Below are 17,895 nucleotides of genomic sequence, written 5' to 3'. Positions count from 1 at the left end.
TTATCTATTAGTATTCTTATAATAGTTTACTACATATCAAACTTTTTAACAATAATATCACAAAATAATTATAAAAACTACTTTCATCTCTATAATTATAAATTAGCTTCTTAAATTATAATGAAAATTATCGAACTTTTTAATGTATTCTAATTACTAAAAAGAGTAACTCAATATACATCTGAATTACCCTTCTTTAATTTTACACATTGGTTTTCAAATAAAAATCTTGCTCTGATATTTTTGAAAATCCCATATTTTCATACATATATTTTGGAGTATCATTTGCATCAACTACCAAAATAACATTTTCTTTTCGCTCATTGTTTATCGCATAACTAATAATATGTTTAGCAATTCCACGATTTCTATATTCTGGTGCTATATATAGATTATCGATTTCAAAGAAATTATTTTTCACAATAATATTAGCAGAGCCAACAATCTTTTCACCATCTTTAGCTACAAGCTGTTTAATACTTTCAGATCTAATATTTTCATAAAGTAAAGTCTGATTATGCTCAGCCCATTCTTCATTACTAGCTTCAATATCTATTTTATATTGAAATTTTAAATATCTATTTAAATCAATTTTTTGTAGATATCCAACTGCAAAATCACTTGGCTCCTGTTCTACAAAATTTCTAGTGTTTAAATAATATAAATTCAGATTAATTTCACTAAAACTTTCCTTTTTTAAATATCTCTTTAGTTTTCTAGATAACGTTACGTTTTCCATTGCTGCTAAATGAATAAAATTGACACCTTTATCTCTAAAGAAATTCCTACAAGAGGAAATATAGTATTCAAGCTCTTCTATAGTGGTAGGTTCTTTTTTCATTAATAGATAATTCCCACTAAAATATAATTTTGATTTTAATGTTTGATAGATTACATAACTATCTGTTTCGACTACCGACTTGGCTGGCGAATAAATATCTTTAAAACTATAATCCATAACTAGCACCTCCTATTCTTAATGTATTTTTCATTGTATTAATGATGACCGTGAGGTCCGTGGTGATGTTCAAAATGATTAATTATTTCAAGTACTCTTGAGCTTCCTGTTAAGTCATAAACATTTCTTAGAGTTTCCACATATGTTGGATCATCGTGTAAAACATCAAAATATGTAACGACTTCTTCTTCAACAAAGTCAATATAATCTTCCTCTTCTGACAGAGCATTTAAAGCTGCACCTAAAAGAATTGGATCCTCTTTTATTAATGAATTTCCATTGTATAAATCATAGATTTTCTCATACTCATATAATGATTTAAGTGCATTTATAGCAATAAATAATGTTTCTTCTGAGATACCTTGTGCTGTTAATACTTCTTGCATTAAAGTACGGATATTATCATATTGTTGATCATCTTTATATAATGAAATCAGGTGCAAGTAACCGCTAATAGCCATTCCTTGTAGCTCAATATATTTTTCTAAGTATCTCTTCGCTTCGTCACCTTTTGACATATGTCCTAAGTGTAAATATGCTTCTGTGAAATCAGGATCGATTGCTATAGTTTTTAATAAGTGCATTTTTGATTTTTCTAAATTCTGAACTTGATTATAAGCGAATGCTAATGAGAACAGAATTCCTGCATCCTCATACCCTCTTCCATTTTGATTATAGAAGTCAATAGCCTCTTCAAATAATCCTAAAGCATATAAATTATCAAATGCTGTTTGGAAATTTTCTAAAGATGGTTCTTCATAGAAAATTCTCTCACTTAAGTTTCTAGCTTTATCTTCTCTTCCTGTCGATAAATAAATCCCTACTAACTCTTTATCAATTGCACGAATAGCCTCATCAAAATCTGTTCCTGCTCTAGCTGCTAAGAACTTATCTTCAGCTATTTCATATAGTTCGTCTTCTAAATATATTAATCCTTCTTGATATAAAATTGAAGGTGTTTTTGGTGAATTGTATAATACTACTAAAGCATCATCCTTCCTATCTAGATATAGAAGATTGTGAACATATCCTTCAATCGCAGTATCATCTTCTCTATTTTGTTCATAAATAATTCTAGATAATTCTAAACACTCATCAAATAACCCATTATCTAAAAGTATTGTACGAAATTCCTCTTGTTGTTCTCTATCTAATGCAGAAAAATCTATATCTTTTAATTCCTCTAAAAATTGTTGTATATCCATCTAATTTTCTCTCCTTGCTAACTTATTCATAATAAAAGTCAATTCAGTTTTTACAGTTGAATCAATATTATCGATACTCTTCTGAGCTTTTTCTAAATATCGTCTACTTACAGTTAATGTTTCTGACAAAACTTTATCGTTATTTTTTATATAATTTATTATTTCTTCTTTTTCTTCGCTACTCGAATCTTTTGTAAAATTATAAAATAGCTCTGGGTTTTCTTCTTTGGCTAATAAAGCTGGTAATGTAATATTACCGTTCATTAAGTCTTGTCCTACATCTTTACCAAGATTTTGTGCTCCTCCTACGAAATCAAGATAGTCATCAATTATCTGATAACTCATTCCCAAATAATAACCGTATGAAAAAGCACTTCTTATATCTTCATCAGAAGCATTCGAAACTATACTCCCTGCTACACAAGCAAAAGCTATTAATATCGCAGTCTTTCTCTTAATTTTTTTAAGATAGTCTATCCTTCTAGTTTTAATATCATACAAGCCATCCGCTTGGATAAGCTCACCTATACATAGTTCTTTAAGTGTTTGTGCTAAATATAAATGTATTTTCTCATTTTCAAACTTAGCCACTTCTTTTAAAACTACAGAAAATAAATAATCCCCTACACGAAGAGCAAACTCATTGCTATATTTTTTATTCATCGTAACACTGCCACGTCTAGTATCAGCATCATCAATAATATCATCATGAATTAAACTAGCAGTATGAATTATTTCAACTATGCTAGCCATTCTAATGATGTTCTTTTTATTTAGTTCAAAATTTCCTAATTTAGCACACATAAGTAAAAGAAGTACTCTAACCCTCTTACCTCCATTTAGAAAATACTTTTTTACAATCTCATCTAATTGTTCATCATTACTTTTAGTAATTTCGAAAATATCTTCTAATACCTCGTGTACCAACGTATCATACTGTTTTAACATTCTATTCTCCATTAACTTAAACAAAGGTTACCATTTTACTATCGGACTCTTGAAATTCAACATTATAGAAGTCAAACCAAGTCTTTATAACACTTAGATAAAATTCATCCTCACTAATTTCTTTGGCAATTAGCTGTAAGTATCCATTCTGCATAGTTTCTGTAAGGTTAGCTAGCTTATCTAAACTACCTACCAATAAACTATAATACTCAAAACTAAAATAATCACCAAATAAAAGTGATTTTGATTCAATATTATCACCTTCTAATTTATGACTATCAATTGAACTAAGTGCACAAAAGATTGCTGTATTATATAATTCATTATCAAAATTATATTTTTCTATAAAAGAAGTAATATTTAATTTTTCTATTAATCTTTCATTATAATTATATTTTTTCATAGTAAGTCCTTCATTTTTTATCTTTATAAATTATACCACAATATCGTGATTAATTAAAATTTGATTAACTAAATTTCACATAAAAAATTTTATATATTAGATATTCATTAAGATAATAAAAAAGAGTAATCTTAAAATCATGACTCTAAGAAAATCATAATTTTAAAATTACTCTAAAATATACTCTTATTTATAATATTTCTATACAATTAATCAGAATAAACAGCTATATTTTTTCTGCAACTATTTCTGTATCATTATTTCTTAATATTTTTATAGTATTAAAGTCGCTTATTAATATTAAAACATTACTAATGTAAGAATTGCTTTATTTTAATTTATCCTTACAGATAACTAACTGTTTCTTGATATTGATCCGGTCTTTCTTTTCTAACAAATAGCATAATTGCTACTACAAAGTAGAATAGATATACAGGCACTAATAGTCCTACTGTTCCAACAGCCACTACAATCGCTAATACTAAGAAAAGTATCCCTGATAAAATACGTTTTTTCATTAAGAATGATGCTAACAATGCTACTACAACTAATACGATTAACAGAACTGAATACATCTTAAGCCCTTGAATAGTATAATCAAGAAGTTGTTCAGCTGATAGATTTACCCCATTAGGGTTTTTAGCAAGTTCATCTTTAAAAAGATTTAAAAATTCTTGGTTATCTTTTAAAACTGAAATCTTAAAGAATGATCCATACGCTAAAAATCCTGTTATTACTATTAATATAATATTAGCAATCCATGCTAATACTTTCTCTACTGTTCTTTTGAATGGTTTCATAATAAACCCTCCTTCTATAAAATCAAAGGATTTCCCTTTTACTAATTATAACATAAAACGCTACCATATTACAATGAAAATTAAATTAATTCGGAAATTTTTCACCAAAAATAACAATCTTAAAAGTTCACTAATTAGAGATATCAATTATCCTCTTTTTAGTCTTTCACTTTACTATTATTTAGATATTTTTTATTAAATAATACATGGCATAACCCTACAAAAATGAATAAACCGAACAAATATAATATCTCCTTGGTGATTTGATAGTCATCAATCGTTAACATAGTGATAATAAAAAGGGTTATTAGCTCAACACAGTAAAAAATAACTGCTATAATTCTCTGAATTCTACCTAATTTTTTTAGTGATTTTTTCGCATCATCAACAACCCCAATTAGAAACTCAAAAAATACATCAAACATAGTTTTCCTCCTTTAACTTTCATCTATAAATCTACAACTCTTATTAATCTTATCCTTCTTTAATATATTCTTATTTTTTTGTATATTATAGCATTATTTTCTTATAATTACAATTTTTTCTATAATTCTTAATCATATATTTATATTTTTCTTTATAAAAAATAATCCTCCAAACCAAAACGGTTTAGAGGATTACTAATAATTTATTATCTATCAACTAATGTAAATCGCACTTCAATCTTGAAGATTCCATCTTCTGGTGCATATGCTTGAATTGTTTCTTTATGCTTTTCTGCAATAAGCTGTGCCATAGATAATCCTATACCATAACCTTTTATCGCACTATTTCTCGATTCATCTAATCTATAGAAACGATCAAAAACTTTGCTTAAATCACCTTTTTGTACATTGGCTTTATTAGAAACCTTTAAAGTAGCATATTTTCTATTCTTATTAAGTTTAACCGATATATCACTATCTTCTGGAGCATATTTAATTGCATTTTCTAACAGTATGTCCATCAACTGAATTATAGAATCTTTTTCTCCATAGTAATTCAGGTTAGGATCGACATCCGCTACAATATTCTTTTTTTGGAAGTTAGCTAATTCATCAAAATCTTCAATTCTTAATTTCAATGCCTCAGATAAGTCAAAGTGCGTTCTTTCTACTGTATCTTTTTCTTCCATACGACTAAATACTACTAAGCTATTAACTAAACTAGACAATCTATCTACTTGATTATGTATATTTTGCGTCCATTTTGAATCACCATTCATCATCTCTAATACATCAGCATTAGAACTAATAATAGCTAACGGTGTTTTTAACTCGTGACTAGCCCCTGTTATGAATTGTTTTTGTTTTAAATATGTCTCCTGTATTGGTGCTATTACCCTTTTTGATACTAGAATAATTAAAACAAGTACTGATAGTATTACTCCAATAGAAATCAAAATGCTATTTTGTACAAAAGATGCATTAGAGTCTAATTCTCGTTGGCAATTTAAAAATAGTATTAAGTTTCCTACATTTGTTTCAACTTTTAAGAATCTATAGCTACCTATAAATCCACTAGTTTTTCCTTTTTCTAACGCTTTTATTACTTTACTTTGCAAAGCATCTTGGTCTGGTATTAAAGTGTCATCTCGATACGCTTTAATTATTCTACCATTATCATCAACCTTAGCAATTGAGAAACCATTATACTCTGTGGCACTTGATGAATTTTTAGTGATTACTAAATCATCCCCATCTTCTGTAAAGATTTTTATCAATGCCTGTGATCTTGAAGCATCTAATAATGTTGTATCTATTCTTTCTTCTAATTTATAAAAGTTTATAAAGTTTAATGCTATTGCAAGTATTGCAATTACTACAGCCACGCTACCTACAGCAGTGGTTACGAATTTTCTCCTAAGGCTCTTAAACATCTAGCATCTCCAACGTATATCCAACATTTCTTGTTGCTTTAATGTGGATATTAGCATCTAATGCTTTTAGTTTTTTTCTTAAGTAAGAAATATTAACCCATACTACATTAATTTCAGAATCACTGTCATAGCCCCAGATTCTTTCTAAAAATTGTTCAGTTTGAATAACGTTCCCAGGATTTCTCATAAGCATTTCCATCATTTGATATTCTTTATTAGATAATCTTACTTTATCTTTTTCTGTAGATAGTTCAAATGTATATTTACTTAAACTAACATTTCCTAATTCTAGTACGTTACTAGTAAATGTAGCTTGTCTTCTCGTCATAGAACGTACCCTTGCTAATAATTCTCTTGTAACAAATGGTTTTGTTAAATAGTCATCTGCACCGCTATCTAATCCATATACTTTGTCTTCGATTTCTGACTTAGCTGTAAGTAATAATACTGGTGTATTTTTTTTATTTTCTCTAAGTTTTTTTACTACTGTTACTCCGTCCATTTGTGGCATCATAACATCAAGAATAGCTCCATCATAATCGTCTAACATTAAATAATCTAATGCATCTTGCCCATTATTTACTACATCGACTGAGTAATTGTTGTGTTTCAGCATTGCTTCTAAAGCATCTGCTAAGTCTCTTTCATCCTCTGCCAATAATAACCTCATTGACTTTCACTCCTTACTATATTTTTATGTTGTTTTTTCCAATATAAAATCATTATATATAAACTAACTAAAATCAAGTTTAAACTATTATTTAAAATACTAAATATATATTAACAGTTTTTTCTTAGAAAAATCTAAGTCATTCTGTATACTTTTTTAAATTTTTCTTTATAACATAACCATTGAAAAAGTTTTCTATACAATCTATTATACCAAAATTCCAAATATTATTCTCTAATCAACAACAAAATTAGAAAAAATTTTTTTCTTAATTATTATTTTTTTCTTTATATTTTAACTTATTTTGTCTATACGTGTCAAAATAAATGACTAACGTTTTCTTAAACATTAGCCAAAATAATTATTTTCTTCCAATAAGTAGTCCACTTTGGATATAATCTTTCATTTCTTTTCCATAGCCCCATTTTTCTGCATATTCATCCGTTACATCTGAATTAATGATTTGGAACTTTGTAAATCCCGCTTTTTCAATAATCTCGGCCATCTCTTCTTCCAGAAGAGCACCAGCCACTCAAGTACAATGCATCTTACTAGAATTTTTCCATTCTAATGGCAATTCTTTTTTCAAAATAATATCAGATATTACAAATATACCATCTTCCTTTAAAATACGATGAATTTCGTCATATACTTTTTGCTTATCAGGTTCAAGATTGATAACACAGTTACTAATAACTCTATCTACAGACCTATCTGCTAAAGGAATATTTATTAACTCACCTTTAATAAATTCAATATTATCAAATTTCTTATTATCCCTAACTTTCTTAGCTTTATCTAGCATAGAATCTAATCTATCTAAGCCATATAGTTTACCTACTTTTGGATTTTTCATCTTTGTTATGAAAATATCCATTCCAGCTCCACATCCTAAATCAATTAAAGATTGTTCTCCTTTAATCTTCAAGTGATTAATTGGATTACCACAAGAAAGCCCCATATTTATTTCATCAGGAAATTCATTAATAATTTTTTCATCATATCCTAGAGATTTACTCAATTGCTTCGGATCAATTTTTGTCTTTTGTTTATTTTTAGAAATATTATCATAGAAGTTATCAACTGATAATCTTATTTTAATATTATTTTGCATACTTACACCAACTTTTTTATTATTTATTTTTCATTATCATTATTAATTTTATCATACGCACCTTAATTTTTCTATCTAATAAAAAATAAGCCCTAATTAGGACTTATTTTTTTGAAAATTATATTAATTTATTATATTCTTCTTCTGTTAAGTAACTTGAAATTGCACCTGTTTTTGTAGTTGTTAAACTAGCGTAGTTTGTCGCAAATTTTGCCATACGCGCTAATTCTTCTTCTGAAATGTTATTAAAATCTTCATGATTTAATAGTTTTGATAAGAATGAACCAGCAAAAGCATCCCCTGCCCCAGTAGTATCAACAGCTTTTATATCAGGTATTTCAGTTACTACCTTGTGATTTTCATAATAAACTTCTGCACCGTGTTCTCCTTTAGTATAAAGAACAACTTTCATGTGGCTAAAGTCTTTTTTCAATGCTTCTTCTATATTAGTAGTTCCTGTTAAGAATTCTAATTCATTATCGGCAACTTTTATTACATCAACATAAGGTAAGAATTCTTTAATAGTTTCAAGATATACCTTGTGATCATCCCAAAGATTGAATCGTAAGTTAACATCAAAAGAAATTAACACTCCAGCTTCTTTAGCTTTTTTCAGTAATAAATGATGGCTATCTTTTGATTCTTCTTGAATAGCAATACTTGCGAAATGAATTGCTTCAATTTCAGATAAATCAACTTTTTCAACATCTTCTTTGCTAATTCTTAATGTTGATGAACCTTTGAAGTAAAAACTAAATGAACGGTCTCCTGTTTCATCTAAAGAAACAAATGCTAATGGTGTAAAACTATCAGCTTTACGACTTACATATTTACAGTCAACATTTTCATTTTTTAAAGTATTTTCTAGAAAATCACCAAAACCATCTTGCCCAAGTGATGTTAATAAATAACTCTTATGTCCTAGTTTTTGCGCAACACAAGCAACGTTAGCTACACATCCACCAGCCTCTTTTTTAAACGATTTTACTTTATCGATTGTTCCTACACCTTCTCCAATAAAGTCAATTAGCATTTCTCCTATACATAAAACTGCCATTTTAGTTCTCCTCTCTAATTTCGATTGCTCCAAGTTCTTTTGCTAAATAATCAGTAGCTGAGATATTAACATTGTGATTTTCTGGATAAAATCTTGTTGAAAGTGCAAAAGATCCATCGTTTGCGAATAATTCAATAGATGAACTATCAAACACTATCTCCACATTTTCTAAATCCAGTTTATATTTTCTATCATCTCTTCCATAACCACTAGTTCCAAAAGAAATTTTCAATTCTTTGTTGTCATAGCTTACTTTAAAATCAGCTACGCTAATTTCAAATTCTTTACCATGTTCTTGTTTATAATACCATGTATTTTTGTTAAAGTCATTAGATTTTATATCGCCACCTAGTAAATCTTTTACTGATTTATGTAACGTTTGTCTAACTTTACCATCTTTGTAATTTACTACACGTGGTACAGTTAGACAATTTTGGTAACCAAACTTCGTAGTTGGATTAGTATAGCTACTATCTGGAACATACATCCAACCGATAAGCACACGATTATCATCTTCATCTAAGAATGTTTGTGATGCATAAAAATCATGTCCATAATCTAATAACGTGAAGTTATCTAATTTATCAACATTCTCGATCCCATCTTCTACTACAGAATATCCAATTTGATACATATTTCCATAATTTGGATACATTCTTGTAATTCCTTGAGGTGAGAACATGAAAATTTCTTTTCCATCTACTTCGAAATAATCTGGGCATTCCCACATAAATCCTAGATTTTTTTCTGAGTAAATAGTTTTATATGGTTTAAGAGTATCCTTATCAAATACTAATATACATCCATAATCATTGCTATCTCTAGCTCCAAGAACTAGATAGCTTTTTCCATTTTTTTCAAATATTTTTGGATCTCTAACATGATTTGACATGTTAGGATAATCATCTGTTGTTAACAGACATTTTTTCTCAGTAAAATTAATTCCATCTTCCGTTTCAAAAGATATGGTATTATGACCACGTCCTTCATGAACGTAGTCATAATCACCTTTATATTTCACATTTCCTGTGTAGTAGAAGACTAGTTTCCCATCTTCTATGTTAGCACTTCCTGAATAAACACCACTTTTTTCTTCTTCTATAGTTGGTGTAAGGAATACGCCACGATCTTCATAATTTTTCAGGTCACTACTAGTATAGTAATACCAAAGTTTTAAACCACCTTCCACTTCATATGAATATTGGTGAAAAATATGATATTTACCTTTAAAGTAGGCTAATCCATTCGGATCATTAAGCCAACCTTTAGTAGGTTCTAAATGAAGATTTTGTTTCCAGTTATTAGCTAGCATTTACAAGTTCCTTCTTAGTTTTGAAGAAGTATGCTGTTACTGAGAATGAAACGATGAACGATAATGCTAAACCAATACCAAATGTTGACCAGTGGTTAGCAGGAATTGATAAGAATCCTGGAAGACCAGCTGCTCCTAATGCTGATGCAAATACTTTGTTTAATCCAATCCATGCACTTCCTACCGCACTTCCTGCAATAGCTCCGTAGAATGGATATCTAAGTCTTAAGTTAACCCCGAACATAGCTGGCTCTGTAATACCTAATAATGCAGAAATTCCAGATGCTGACGAGATTGATTTCATTTTTGTGTTTTTAGAGAATACTAATACTGCAAGAACCGCTGCACCTTGTGCTACGTTAGACATAGATGCGATTGGAAAGATAAATGTTAATCCTGTTGCAGCTAGTAATTGAGTTTCAATAGCTGAGAAGCTTTGGTGTAATCCAGTGATTACGATTGGTGCGTAGAATAGACCGAAAATACCTGCTCCTACGAATCCACCTTGCATGTATAACCATTGTAATCCTTCACCTAATAAAGTACCAGCTTCACGAAGTACAGGCCCCATCCATGCGAATGTTACGAATCCAGTTACGAATAATGAAACTAATGGTGTAGTTAAGTTATCTAACCATGATGGAGTTACACGACGTAAGAATTTTTCGATTGTAGCTAATAACCATGCTGCTGCAAGAATTGGTAATACAGTTCCTTGATATCCTACTTTAGCAATCTTAAATCCGAATACATCCCAATATTGTAGAGCTGTAACTCTTTGAAGACCTTCAACTGCTTGACCACTTTGGTTAACGATATCTAAAGCTGGAGCAAGAAGTTGGTTTGTAGATGGATCTAATTTACCAAATACATAGAAGTTCATTACATCTGGATGAACCATTAACATCGCAAGTGCTGCCCCAAGATATGGGTTACCACCAAAACGTTTAGTAGCAGAGAAACCAATTAATACAGGTAAGAATACGAACGGTGCATTTGCAAATACGTTAACCATATCAGCAAGACCTGCTATACCTGGGTTAGCTTCAATAACTGATTTACCAGTGTAGAATAAATCTTTAGCTGTTAATACGTTATTAATACCCATTAAAAGACCACCGGCAACGATCGCTGGAATAATCGGAACGAAAATATCACTTAACATTTTTACAAAACGTTGTAGTGGATTTCCTTTTGGTTTTTTAACAGTTTCACTTGAATCTTCTTCACTATTTGAAGCAGCACCTTTAAATACTTCATTATATGCCGCATAAACTTGTTGAACAAGACCACTTCCGAAGATTAATTGAAGTTGACCATTGTTAAAAAATACACCTTTAACGCCTTCGATATCTTCTAATTTTTCTTTATTATATTTTTTTTCATCGTTTAATTCTAAACGAAGACGAGTTGCACAGTGAACAACAGATCGTAAGTTTTCTTGACCACCACTATGTTCAACAACTTCTTTTATAACTTTTTTTAAGTCCATAGTTCTTTCTCCTTTGTATTTTTTTATTTTTATAATGACTCTTAACATTTACCAAATAATAATGGTAACGTTACTTTTTCATTGTACACCTTATTATACAAATATGTCAAGAGAAAAAAGTAACGTTACCATATTTATTTTTAAGTACTTCTAATCCTTGCTTGATAATTATAATTTTGATATAATCTAGTAGCATAAAAATACTATAGAAAGTGAGGTTATCATGGATTTTAAGATTTATAATTTATTTTCCAATGTACTAAGAAACATAAATCGCTATAAATTTACATATATATCTATCGCCGCAATTATTCAGTTGATGCTTATTTGTGGTTTATGGCTTATATCTAGAATTTTCCAACTCGCTCTTACACTTGCGGGTGAAGAGCATTTAGATAAGAACAATATTTTACATATCCTTACTAATCCCTATAGTTTTGTGATTTTAAACTTACTAGTTCTTATTGTAGCATTTCTTATGTTCATAGAATTCTCTATTCTTACTTTCACTATATATGGACAGCTTACAGATAGACAATATTCATATCGTAGTATATTAAATAACGCTTGGGATAAGACGAAAAATTTAGCTGGTTTTCAAACTCTATTTTTTATTATTTATTTCGTAATAACTATACCTACAGTAAATTTAGGTGTGAGATCAGTTCTCGCTAAAAATATATTTATTCCTAAATTTATTAGTGGTGAAATAATGAAAACTAACAGTGGACTTATCATTTGGGGAATAGTAATGATAGTTTTTGCTTATCTTAATCTTAGATTAATTTTCACCCTTCCTCTTACTGCTGTCGGAGATGAAAATATACTAGATAGTATTAAAAGAAGTTGGGAACTTACAAAAACAGGAAAAAGAAAACTTGTCTTAACTATGCTATTATTTGAAATAATATATTTATTAATTGCTGCAGTTTTAATTGGTGTAATTACATACATTTGTATCTATTTCGATAATTACGGTAATAATCCAATTATGCAAACTCTATTTTTCTCTTCGATAAGTGGAATTATCTTCTTTTTAGGTGTAATATCAAAAGTAACAGTTATAACTTCATTAATAACTGTTCTAATAGATCACAATGAAATATCCGAAAAACTTGTTAATAATCTTAATGAAAATAAGAAAAAATCAAGATTTGTAGTAACCTTGACCACAGTAATTATTGTTGTTGCAGTTCTTGTGAATGGTTTTAATATGTACGGAAACGGTGTTAATAAAAACATCAAGACTATCGCTCACCGTGGATATGTTGCTAAAGGTGTAGAGAATTCAATAGAAGCGCTTGAAGGCGCGGCTGAAGTTGGTGCTGATTACGTAGAATTTGATATTATTCTAACAAAAGATAATAAATTTGTAGTAATGCACGATTATAATTTAAAAAGACTTGCAGGATTGAATAAGCGAGTTCAAGACATGAATTTTGATGAAGTAGTAGGTTTAACAATTAAACAAGGTGATTATACTAGTAAAATTCCATCATTAGAAGAATTTGTAACTAAAGCAAAAGAATTAAACATGAATCTTGTAATCGAGCTTAAACCTCATGGAGCAGAACCATCTAATTATATCGACATATTAATTGATGAAGTTAAGAGACTAAAACTTGAAAATTATAAATTTATGTCACTAGATTCTAAGGTTATTAATGAACTTGAGGAAAAAGCTCCTGATTTAGAGACTGGTTATGTTATCCCGCTTCAGTTTGGTAACTTCTCAAATACAAAGGTTGACTTTTTCGTAATAGAAGACTTTTCATATAGAGATCGTCTAGTGGAACAAGCTAGAAAAGAAAATAAGCAAGTTTTTGTTTGGACAATCAATGACTCAGCACTAATAACTAGATACTTACAAAGCCCTGCTGATGGAATAATTACCGATGAACCTGAACTTGTGAAAGATGAAAAAGATATTCTAGAAAATAACTATTCATATTTCGATAAAATATTAAGACTTATTGACATAGAATAACTAAAAAACGACTGAAATTATCATAATATTTCAGTCGTGTTTATTTATATCTTAGAATAAGTATTTTTTACAAGTTCTATATATTTTTTTCTATCTACTAATTTTGGAATTATTATTTTCTTATCGTCATAATTTACTTTTTTCATATAACCAAACTCTAAATATTCTCTGTTAATTTCTACTTGATGCTCTTCATCCTCGAAAATTTCAGGGTTAGTGACGTATACCGCAGTCAATAAATCCCAAATTATTATATAATCAATATTATAGTCTTGACTATGATATTCTATCCATTGTTTACATTCTTCATATAATTCTACACTATAGCCTTTAAAAGATGAAATTATACCTCTTAACTTCATCTAAGAACAATTTAGACTCTAAACAAGTATTTCCCGTTAAGATAACTGGACTCTTCACATTTGAAAGAACCTCAAATGAACTATTATGGGATACTGATAAATTTAATTCATTCATTACCTTTTCATTTATTATTCAACTTACAAGTAACAATATAAATTAAAGTATTATTATTCTTTCTCAGTAATATTTCACTATTATTTATATATTTTAGAATATAAATAATTTTTCTAAGATTAGCTAATTAACCACCTAAAAAAATAATATTATTATTTTTATTTAATTATCATTTTATAAAGCGTTTTCTTAGATAACTTCTGTTTTCTATAAAAAAATATTTAATTTATGAATTTTTTAAAAATAAATTCGCATTGAATTTTTTATATTTATACAATATACTTGTATATGTAGATAACAAAAGGAGCTATATATATTATGAAAAATAAAAAACTTGTTATGACTATTTCTTCAGTATTAGCTACAGTTGTTCTTGCAACTGGATGTGCTCAAAAAACTGAAGAAAAAAAAGAAGAAAATAAGAGTGGAGATAATAAAATAACTCTTACTTATGATCAACTTAGATCAAGAGAAAATACAATGGGAGCACTTTGGTATCAAAACGCTGCTGAAGTAGATGCTTTATACCAACAAGGTTACAATGTTGCTACTAGTAGATTAAAAGAATTACTAAAACAGCCTACTGATAAACCATACTCTATCGTATTAGACTTAGATGAAACAGTATTAGATAATGTTCCGTACCAAGTTAAAAACGTTAAAGATGGAACTGCATTTAACCCAAAAAGTTGGGATGAATGGGTTCAAAAAGCCGAAGCAAAACCTGTAGCTGGAGCTAAAGAATTCTTACAATTTGCAGATAAAAACAAAGTTCAAATCTACTACATTTCTGACAGAACTGATTCACAAGTAGATGCAACTATTAAAAACCTTGAAGCACAAGGTATACCAGTTCAAGGACGTGATCACCTAATGTTTAAAAAAGAAGGTGATAAATCTAAAGAAGGACGTCGACAAGAAGTTATGAAACATACTAACCTAGTTATGTTATTTGGGGATAACTTAGTCGACTTCGCTGAATTCTCTACTAAATCAGAAGCTGATAGAGATAAAATGTTTGAACAATTAAAAGCTGAGTTTGGTGAGAAATTCATAATTTTCCCTAACCCTCTATACGGATCATGGGAATCAGCAGTGTATAAAGGTGAGAAAAAAGACGCTAAAGGACAATCTGAAGCTCGTATGAACGCCTTAAAAGGATACTAATATAATAACAATAACAAATTAATTTAAATAGAAAATATAAGTGACTTAAAATGTAATAATAAAAAAATATTATTAAGTCACTTATATTTTTTTTTATTTTAGGAAATAATTTACTTGATTGATAATCATTACAGGAGTATAATGATGAATAGAAAGCTTTTCCAAAGCTTTAATCATTTATTTAAATATTTATTTTAAAATAGGAGTTAAAAATGAAAAAAAATAATATTAAATACGTTCTTATACCTGCTTTTGCAGCCGCAGCGTTATTCCCTGTTTTAGCTAACGATAATCAAGCAAAAGCTAATGGGGATAAATCTGCTACAACTTCAACTGTTAGTAAACCAGAAACTACTAGCGAAAAACCAGCTAGTATTCCTACTACTAACAATGCTTCTGATGCAACACCTGCTACTCCTGCTAGTCCAACTAACAGTGTAAAACCAACAACTGTAAATAACAATGAAACAACTAATAGTGCAAGTGTTGTCAACAACGAAACTGTTAAACCAAAAGTTCCACTTACTGAAGCTGAATACAAGCAAAAAAGTGCTTTAGAACTTGCTCAATTAATTCGTGAGAAAAAAGTTACTAGTACAGAACTTGTTGATTTAGCTTACAAAGTTATTGCAAAAGAAAATCCTAAATTAAATGCTGTTCTAACAACTGAAAATGGAAAAATCCCTAAAGCTATTGTTGATGAAGCATATAGAACTGCTAAAGAAATTGATAATCGTATTAGTGCTGGTAACCTAGCTGCTAATCCTGTAGACTGGAAAGCACAACCATTTTTAGGTGTACCTGCATTAATTAAAGGTCTTGATCAACTTAAAAATGGTGACTACACTAATGGTGTATATCTAAATAAAGGTAAAATTGCTGACGAAAGTGGTCCTGTAGCTAAAGAATTTGCTAAATTAGGTTTTGTAATACTTGGTCAAACTAACTATCCTGAACTAGGAACTAGAAATATCACAGATTCTAAATTATTTGGACCTGCTGGTAACCCTTGGGATCCTAGCCGCAATACTGGAGGATCTTCAGGAGGAAGTGCTGGTGCTGTAGCTAGTGGTATGGTTCCTATAGCTAGTGGTAGTGATGCTGGAGGATCTATCCGTATTCCTTCTTCATGGACTGGACTTATCGGTCTAAAACCAACTGGGCACGTTGTTAAATTCCCTCTAGTGAAAACTATTGAAGATGCTAAAGCTTACTTTGAAAAAACTGAATTAAGTAAACCTAAAACACTAATAGAACCACCAAAAGATTTGAAAAAATTAAAAATAGCTTATACTCTAAAAACTCCACTTAAAGATCTTGAATTAAGTGAAGTTGGTAAAAAAGCTATCCTAGAAACAGTAGACTTTCTAAGAAAAGAAGGATTTACTGTTGAAGAAGTTAAAGAATTCCCTATCGATGGATACGAAGGAATTAAAACATACACTGTAGGTGGTATTGGAGAGGAAAGTTATATTGCAGCTGTTAAAAACGTAACAGAAGAAAACAAACGTCAACTAGATCCTACAACTTACGGATTAGGAACTTCTTCATATATGGGACCAAATGCAAATACTGATGTTTCTTCAGTAAAACCATTATCTACATTTATAGATCAAATGAATGCGTTCTATAAAAAATATGATTTATTCTTAGTTCCAACTAACGCAGTTACTGCTCCATCTAACGATAAAAAAGTAGATCCATATATAGAGCCAGATATTGCAGAACAACTATATAATATTAATAAAATTAAAGATCCAAAAGAAAGATTTAATTTATTAACTAAACAATGGTTACCAATGACAAGACGTTCTCCATACACTTGGGTGTTTAACTTATCTGGAAATCCTGCAATTTCACTACCAACATATCTAAGTGATAAAAATCTACCATTTGGTGTAATGTTCGCAGCAAAAGATAATTCTGAAAAAGTTCTTTTAGAAATTGGTCAATACTTCCAAGACAGACATAAATTCAAAATGAACCCAGCTATTAGAAGCTCAAATGTTTCTGAAAATGGAAATAAAATAGGAGTTAATGAAGATGGAACTAAATTTGAATACGCAGTTCCAACTTACGCACCTACTGTTGCAGAATTACCAACTTTAAATATCAACAATGGGACTATTACTACTCCAAGTAAATCTGAAAATTCACTAAATCCATCTGTTAAAGAAGAGAAAAAAGTAGTAAATACAAACTCAACTAAATTAAATTCAACTCCTAAAGCTCTTCCAAATACTGGTGAAAGTACAAACAACTTCCTATCAGCAATCGGACTTTCATTCCTTGCTTTAATAGGATTACTGAAACGCAAAAATAATAATTAGTATTAAATTAATTTAAATACGGTTGATTCCTATAATTGACCGTATTTTTTTATTTTCTAAAAAGCATTTTTTCTCCTAATCTTTATATAATGTTAATCAAAAGAAAAACACACTAAT

The 17,895-nt window shown here is 29.3% G+C and carries 17 protein-coding genes; 3 read left to right on the top strand and 14 right to left on the bottom strand.

All coding sequences use genetic code 11. The features are described from left to right. Positions 1–202: 202 nt before the first annotated feature. From O3801_RS03285 to O3801_RS03225, 13 genes are all read right to left on the bottom strand, one after another. Positions 203–958 (bottom strand): GNAT family N-acetyltransferase, encoded by a 756-nt coding sequence (locus tag O3801_RS03285; RefSeq protein ID WP_294682994.1) that lies wholly within the window; start codon positions 956–958, stop codon positions 203–205. Between the two features lie 38 nt (positions 959–996). Next, positions 997–2,163, bottom strand: coding sequence for a tetratricopeptide repeat protein (locus O3801_RS03280; RefSeq protein WP_371454047.1), 1,167 nt, complete (start codon positions 2,161–2,163; stop codon positions 997–999). Continuing rightward, positions 2,164–3,111 (bottom strand): polyprenyl synthetase family protein, encoded by a 948-nt coding sequence (locus tag O3801_RS03275; RefSeq protein ID WP_294682996.1) that lies wholly within the window; start codon positions 3,109–3,111, stop codon positions 2,164–2,166. A gap of 16 nt (positions 3,112–3,127) precedes the next feature. Next, positions 3,128–3,514, bottom strand: coding sequence for a hypothetical protein (locus O3801_RS03270; RefSeq protein ID WP_371454046.1), 387 nt, complete (start codon positions 3,512–3,514; stop codon positions 3,128–3,130). A 344-nt stretch (positions 3,515–3,858) separates the two neighbouring features. Next, positions 3,859–4,314: a DUF4064 domain-containing protein gene (locus O3801_RS03265; RefSeq protein WP_294682998.1), complete on the bottom strand. Its 456-nt coding sequence runs from the start codon at positions 4,312–4,314 to the stop codon at positions 3,859–3,861. 158 nt (positions 4,315–4,472) lie between these two features. Next, a complete protein-coding gene (locus O3801_RS03260; RefSeq protein WP_371454045.1) occupies positions 4,473–4,739 on the bottom strand; it encodes a hypothetical protein in 267 nt (88 codons plus the stop codon). Positions 4,740–4,945: 206 nt separating this feature from the next. Beyond that, positions 4,946–6,172, bottom strand: coding sequence for a sensor histidine kinase (locus O3801_RS03255; RefSeq protein WP_371454044.1), 1,227 nt, complete (start codon positions 6,170–6,172; stop codon positions 4,946–4,948). Continuing rightward, positions 6,165–6,842 (bottom strand): response regulator transcription factor, encoded by a 678-nt coding sequence (locus O3801_RS03250; protein ID WP_274460044.1) that lies wholly within the window; start codon positions 6,840–6,842, stop codon positions 6,165–6,167. Before O3801_RS03250 ends, O3801_RS03255 begins: the two co-directional genes overlap by 8 nt. Positions 6,843–7,203: 361 nt before the next feature. Continuing rightward, positions 7,204–7,347, bottom strand: coding sequence for a methyltransferase (locus O3801_RS03245; RefSeq protein WP_294683001.1), 144 nt, complete (start codon positions 7,345–7,347; stop codon positions 7,204–7,206). A 27-nt stretch (positions 7,348–7,374) separates the two neighbouring features. Then, positions 7,375–7,956, bottom strand: a complete 582-nt coding sequence (locus tag O3801_RS03240; protein WP_371454043.1) for a methyltransferase domain-containing protein — start codon at positions 7,954–7,956, stop codon at positions 7,375–7,377. Positions 7,957–8,074: 118 nt separating this feature from the next. Further along, positions 8,075–9,013 (bottom strand): carbohydrate kinase family protein, encoded by a 939-nt coding sequence (locus O3801_RS03235; protein WP_371454042.1) that lies wholly within the window; start codon positions 9,011–9,013, stop codon positions 8,075–8,077. A gap of 1 nt (position 9,014) precedes the next feature. Continuing rightward, positions 9,015–10,325, bottom strand: coding sequence for a glycoside hydrolase family 32 protein (locus tag O3801_RS03230; RefSeq protein ID WP_294683004.1), 1,311 nt, complete (start codon positions 10,323–10,325; stop codon positions 9,015–9,017). Continuing rightward, on the bottom strand, positions 10,315–11,817 hold the full coding sequence (locus O3801_RS03225) for a sucrose-specific PTS transporter subunit IIBC (RefSeq protein WP_294683005.1): 1,503 nt from the start codon (positions 11,815–11,817) through the stop codon (positions 10,315–10,317). Before O3801_RS03225 ends, O3801_RS03230 begins: the two co-directional genes overlap by 11 nt. 223 nt (positions 11,818–12,040) lie before the next feature. Between O3801_RS03225 and O3801_RS03220 the strand changes: the two genes are divergently transcribed. Next, the gene (locus tag O3801_RS03220) at positions 12,041–13,804 is read left to right on the top strand and encodes a glycerophosphoryl diester phosphodiesterase membrane domain-containing protein (protein ID WP_371454041.1); all 1,764 of its coding nucleotides are present in this window, start codon (positions 12,041–12,043) and stop codon (positions 13,802–13,804) included. 44 nt (positions 13,805–13,848) lie between these two features. Here the strand turns inward: O3801_RS03220 and O3801_RS03215 are convergent, their stop codons facing one another. Beyond that, the gene (locus O3801_RS03215; RefSeq protein ID WP_294683007.1) at positions 13,849–14,166 is read right to left on the bottom strand and encodes a hypothetical protein; all 318 of its coding nucleotides are present in this window, start codon (positions 14,164–14,166) and stop codon (positions 13,849–13,851) included. A 433-nt stretch (positions 14,167–14,599) separates the two neighbouring features. Here O3801_RS03215 and O3801_RS03210 point away from each other — a divergent pair, with 433 nt between their 5' ends. Continuing rightward, positions 14,600–15,448 carry a 5'-nucleotidase, lipoprotein e(P4) family gene (locus O3801_RS03210; RefSeq protein ID WP_294683008.1) on the top strand — a complete coding sequence of 283 codons (849 nt, stop codon included), beginning with the start codon at positions 14,600–14,602 and terminating at the stop codon, positions 15,446–15,448. 212 nt (positions 15,449–15,660) lie between these two features. Continuing rightward, the gene (locus tag O3801_RS03205) at positions 15,661–17,778 is read left to right on the top strand and encodes an amidase family protein (protein WP_371454040.1); all 2,118 of its coding nucleotides are present in this window, start codon (positions 15,661–15,663) and stop codon (positions 17,776–17,778) included. Positions 17,779–17,895: the final 117 nt, after the last annotated feature.

Source organism: Gemella sp. 27098_8_149 (assembly GCF_041433745.1).
GTDB lineage: Bacteria > Bacillota > Bacilli > Staphylococcales > Gemellaceae > Gemella.
The sequence above is the reverse complement of the archived record's forward strand: the minus strand, read 5'-3'. Positions and strand labels throughout refer to the sequence as shown.

Bases quoted from the DNA above. Each gene is read 5' to 3' on its own strand.
- O3801_RS03220 (WP_371454041.1), top strand. From the start codon at position 12,041: ATGGATTTTAAGATTTATAATTTATTTTCCAATGTACTAAGAAACATA.
- O3801_RS03225 (WP_294683005.1), bottom strand. From the start codon at position 11,817: ATGGACTTAAAAAAAGTTATAAAAGAAGTTGTTGAACATAGTGGTGGT.
- O3801_RS03270 (WP_371454046.1), bottom strand. From the start codon at position 3,514: ATGAAAAAATATAATTATAATGAAAGATTAATAGAAAAATTAAATATT.
- O3801_RS03285 (WP_294682994.1), bottom strand. From the start codon at position 958: ATGGATTATAGTTTTAAAGATATTTATTCGCCAGCCAAGTCGGTAGTC.
- O3801_RS03245 (WP_294683001.1), bottom strand. From the start codon at position 7,347: ATGGCCGAGATTATTGAAAAAGCGGGATTTACAAAGTTCCAAATCATT.
- O3801_RS03235 (WP_371454042.1), bottom strand. From the start codon at position 9,013: ATGGCAGTTTTATGTATAGGAGAAATGCTAATTGACTTTATTGGAGAA.
- O3801_RS03215 (WP_294683007.1), bottom strand. From the start codon at position 14,166: ATGAAGTTAAGAGGTATAATTTCATCTTTTAAAGGCTATAGTGTAGAA.
- O3801_RS03280 (WP_371454047.1), bottom strand. From the start codon at position 2,163: ATGGATATACAACAATTTTTAGAGGAATTAAAAGATATAGATTTTTCT.
- O3801_RS03210 (WP_294683008.1), top strand. From the start codon at position 14,600: ATGAAAAATAAAAAACTTGTTATGACTATTTCTTCAGTATTAGCTACA.
- O3801_RS03260 (WP_371454045.1), bottom strand. From the start codon at position 4,739: ATGTTTGATGTATTTTTTGAGTTTCTAATTGGGGTTGTTGATGATGCG.
- O3801_RS03255 (WP_371454044.1), bottom strand. From the start codon at position 6,172: ATGTTTAAGAGCCTTAGGAGAAAATTCGTAACCACTGCTGTAGGTAGC.
- O3801_RS03205 (WP_371454040.1), top strand. From the start codon at position 15,661: ATGAAAAAAAATAATATTAAATACGTTCTTATACCTGCTTTTGCAGCC.
- O3801_RS03265 (WP_294682998.1), bottom strand. From the start codon at position 4,314: ATGAAACCATTCAAAAGAACAGTAGAGAAAGTATTAGCATGGATTGCT.
- O3801_RS03230 (WP_294683004.1), bottom strand. From the start codon at position 10,325: ATGCTAGCTAATAACTGGAAACAAAATCTTCATTTAGAACCTACTAAA.
- O3801_RS03275 (WP_294682996.1), bottom strand. From the start codon at position 3,111: ATGTTAAAACAGTATGATACGTTGGTACACGAGGTATTAGAAGATATT.
- O3801_RS03240 (WP_371454043.1), bottom strand. From the start codon at position 7,956: ATGCAAAATAATATTAAAATAAGATTATCAGTTGATAACTTCTATGAT.
- O3801_RS03250 (WP_274460044.1), bottom strand. From the start codon at position 6,842: ATGAGGTTATTATTGGCAGAGGATGAAAGAGACTTAGCAGATGCTTTA.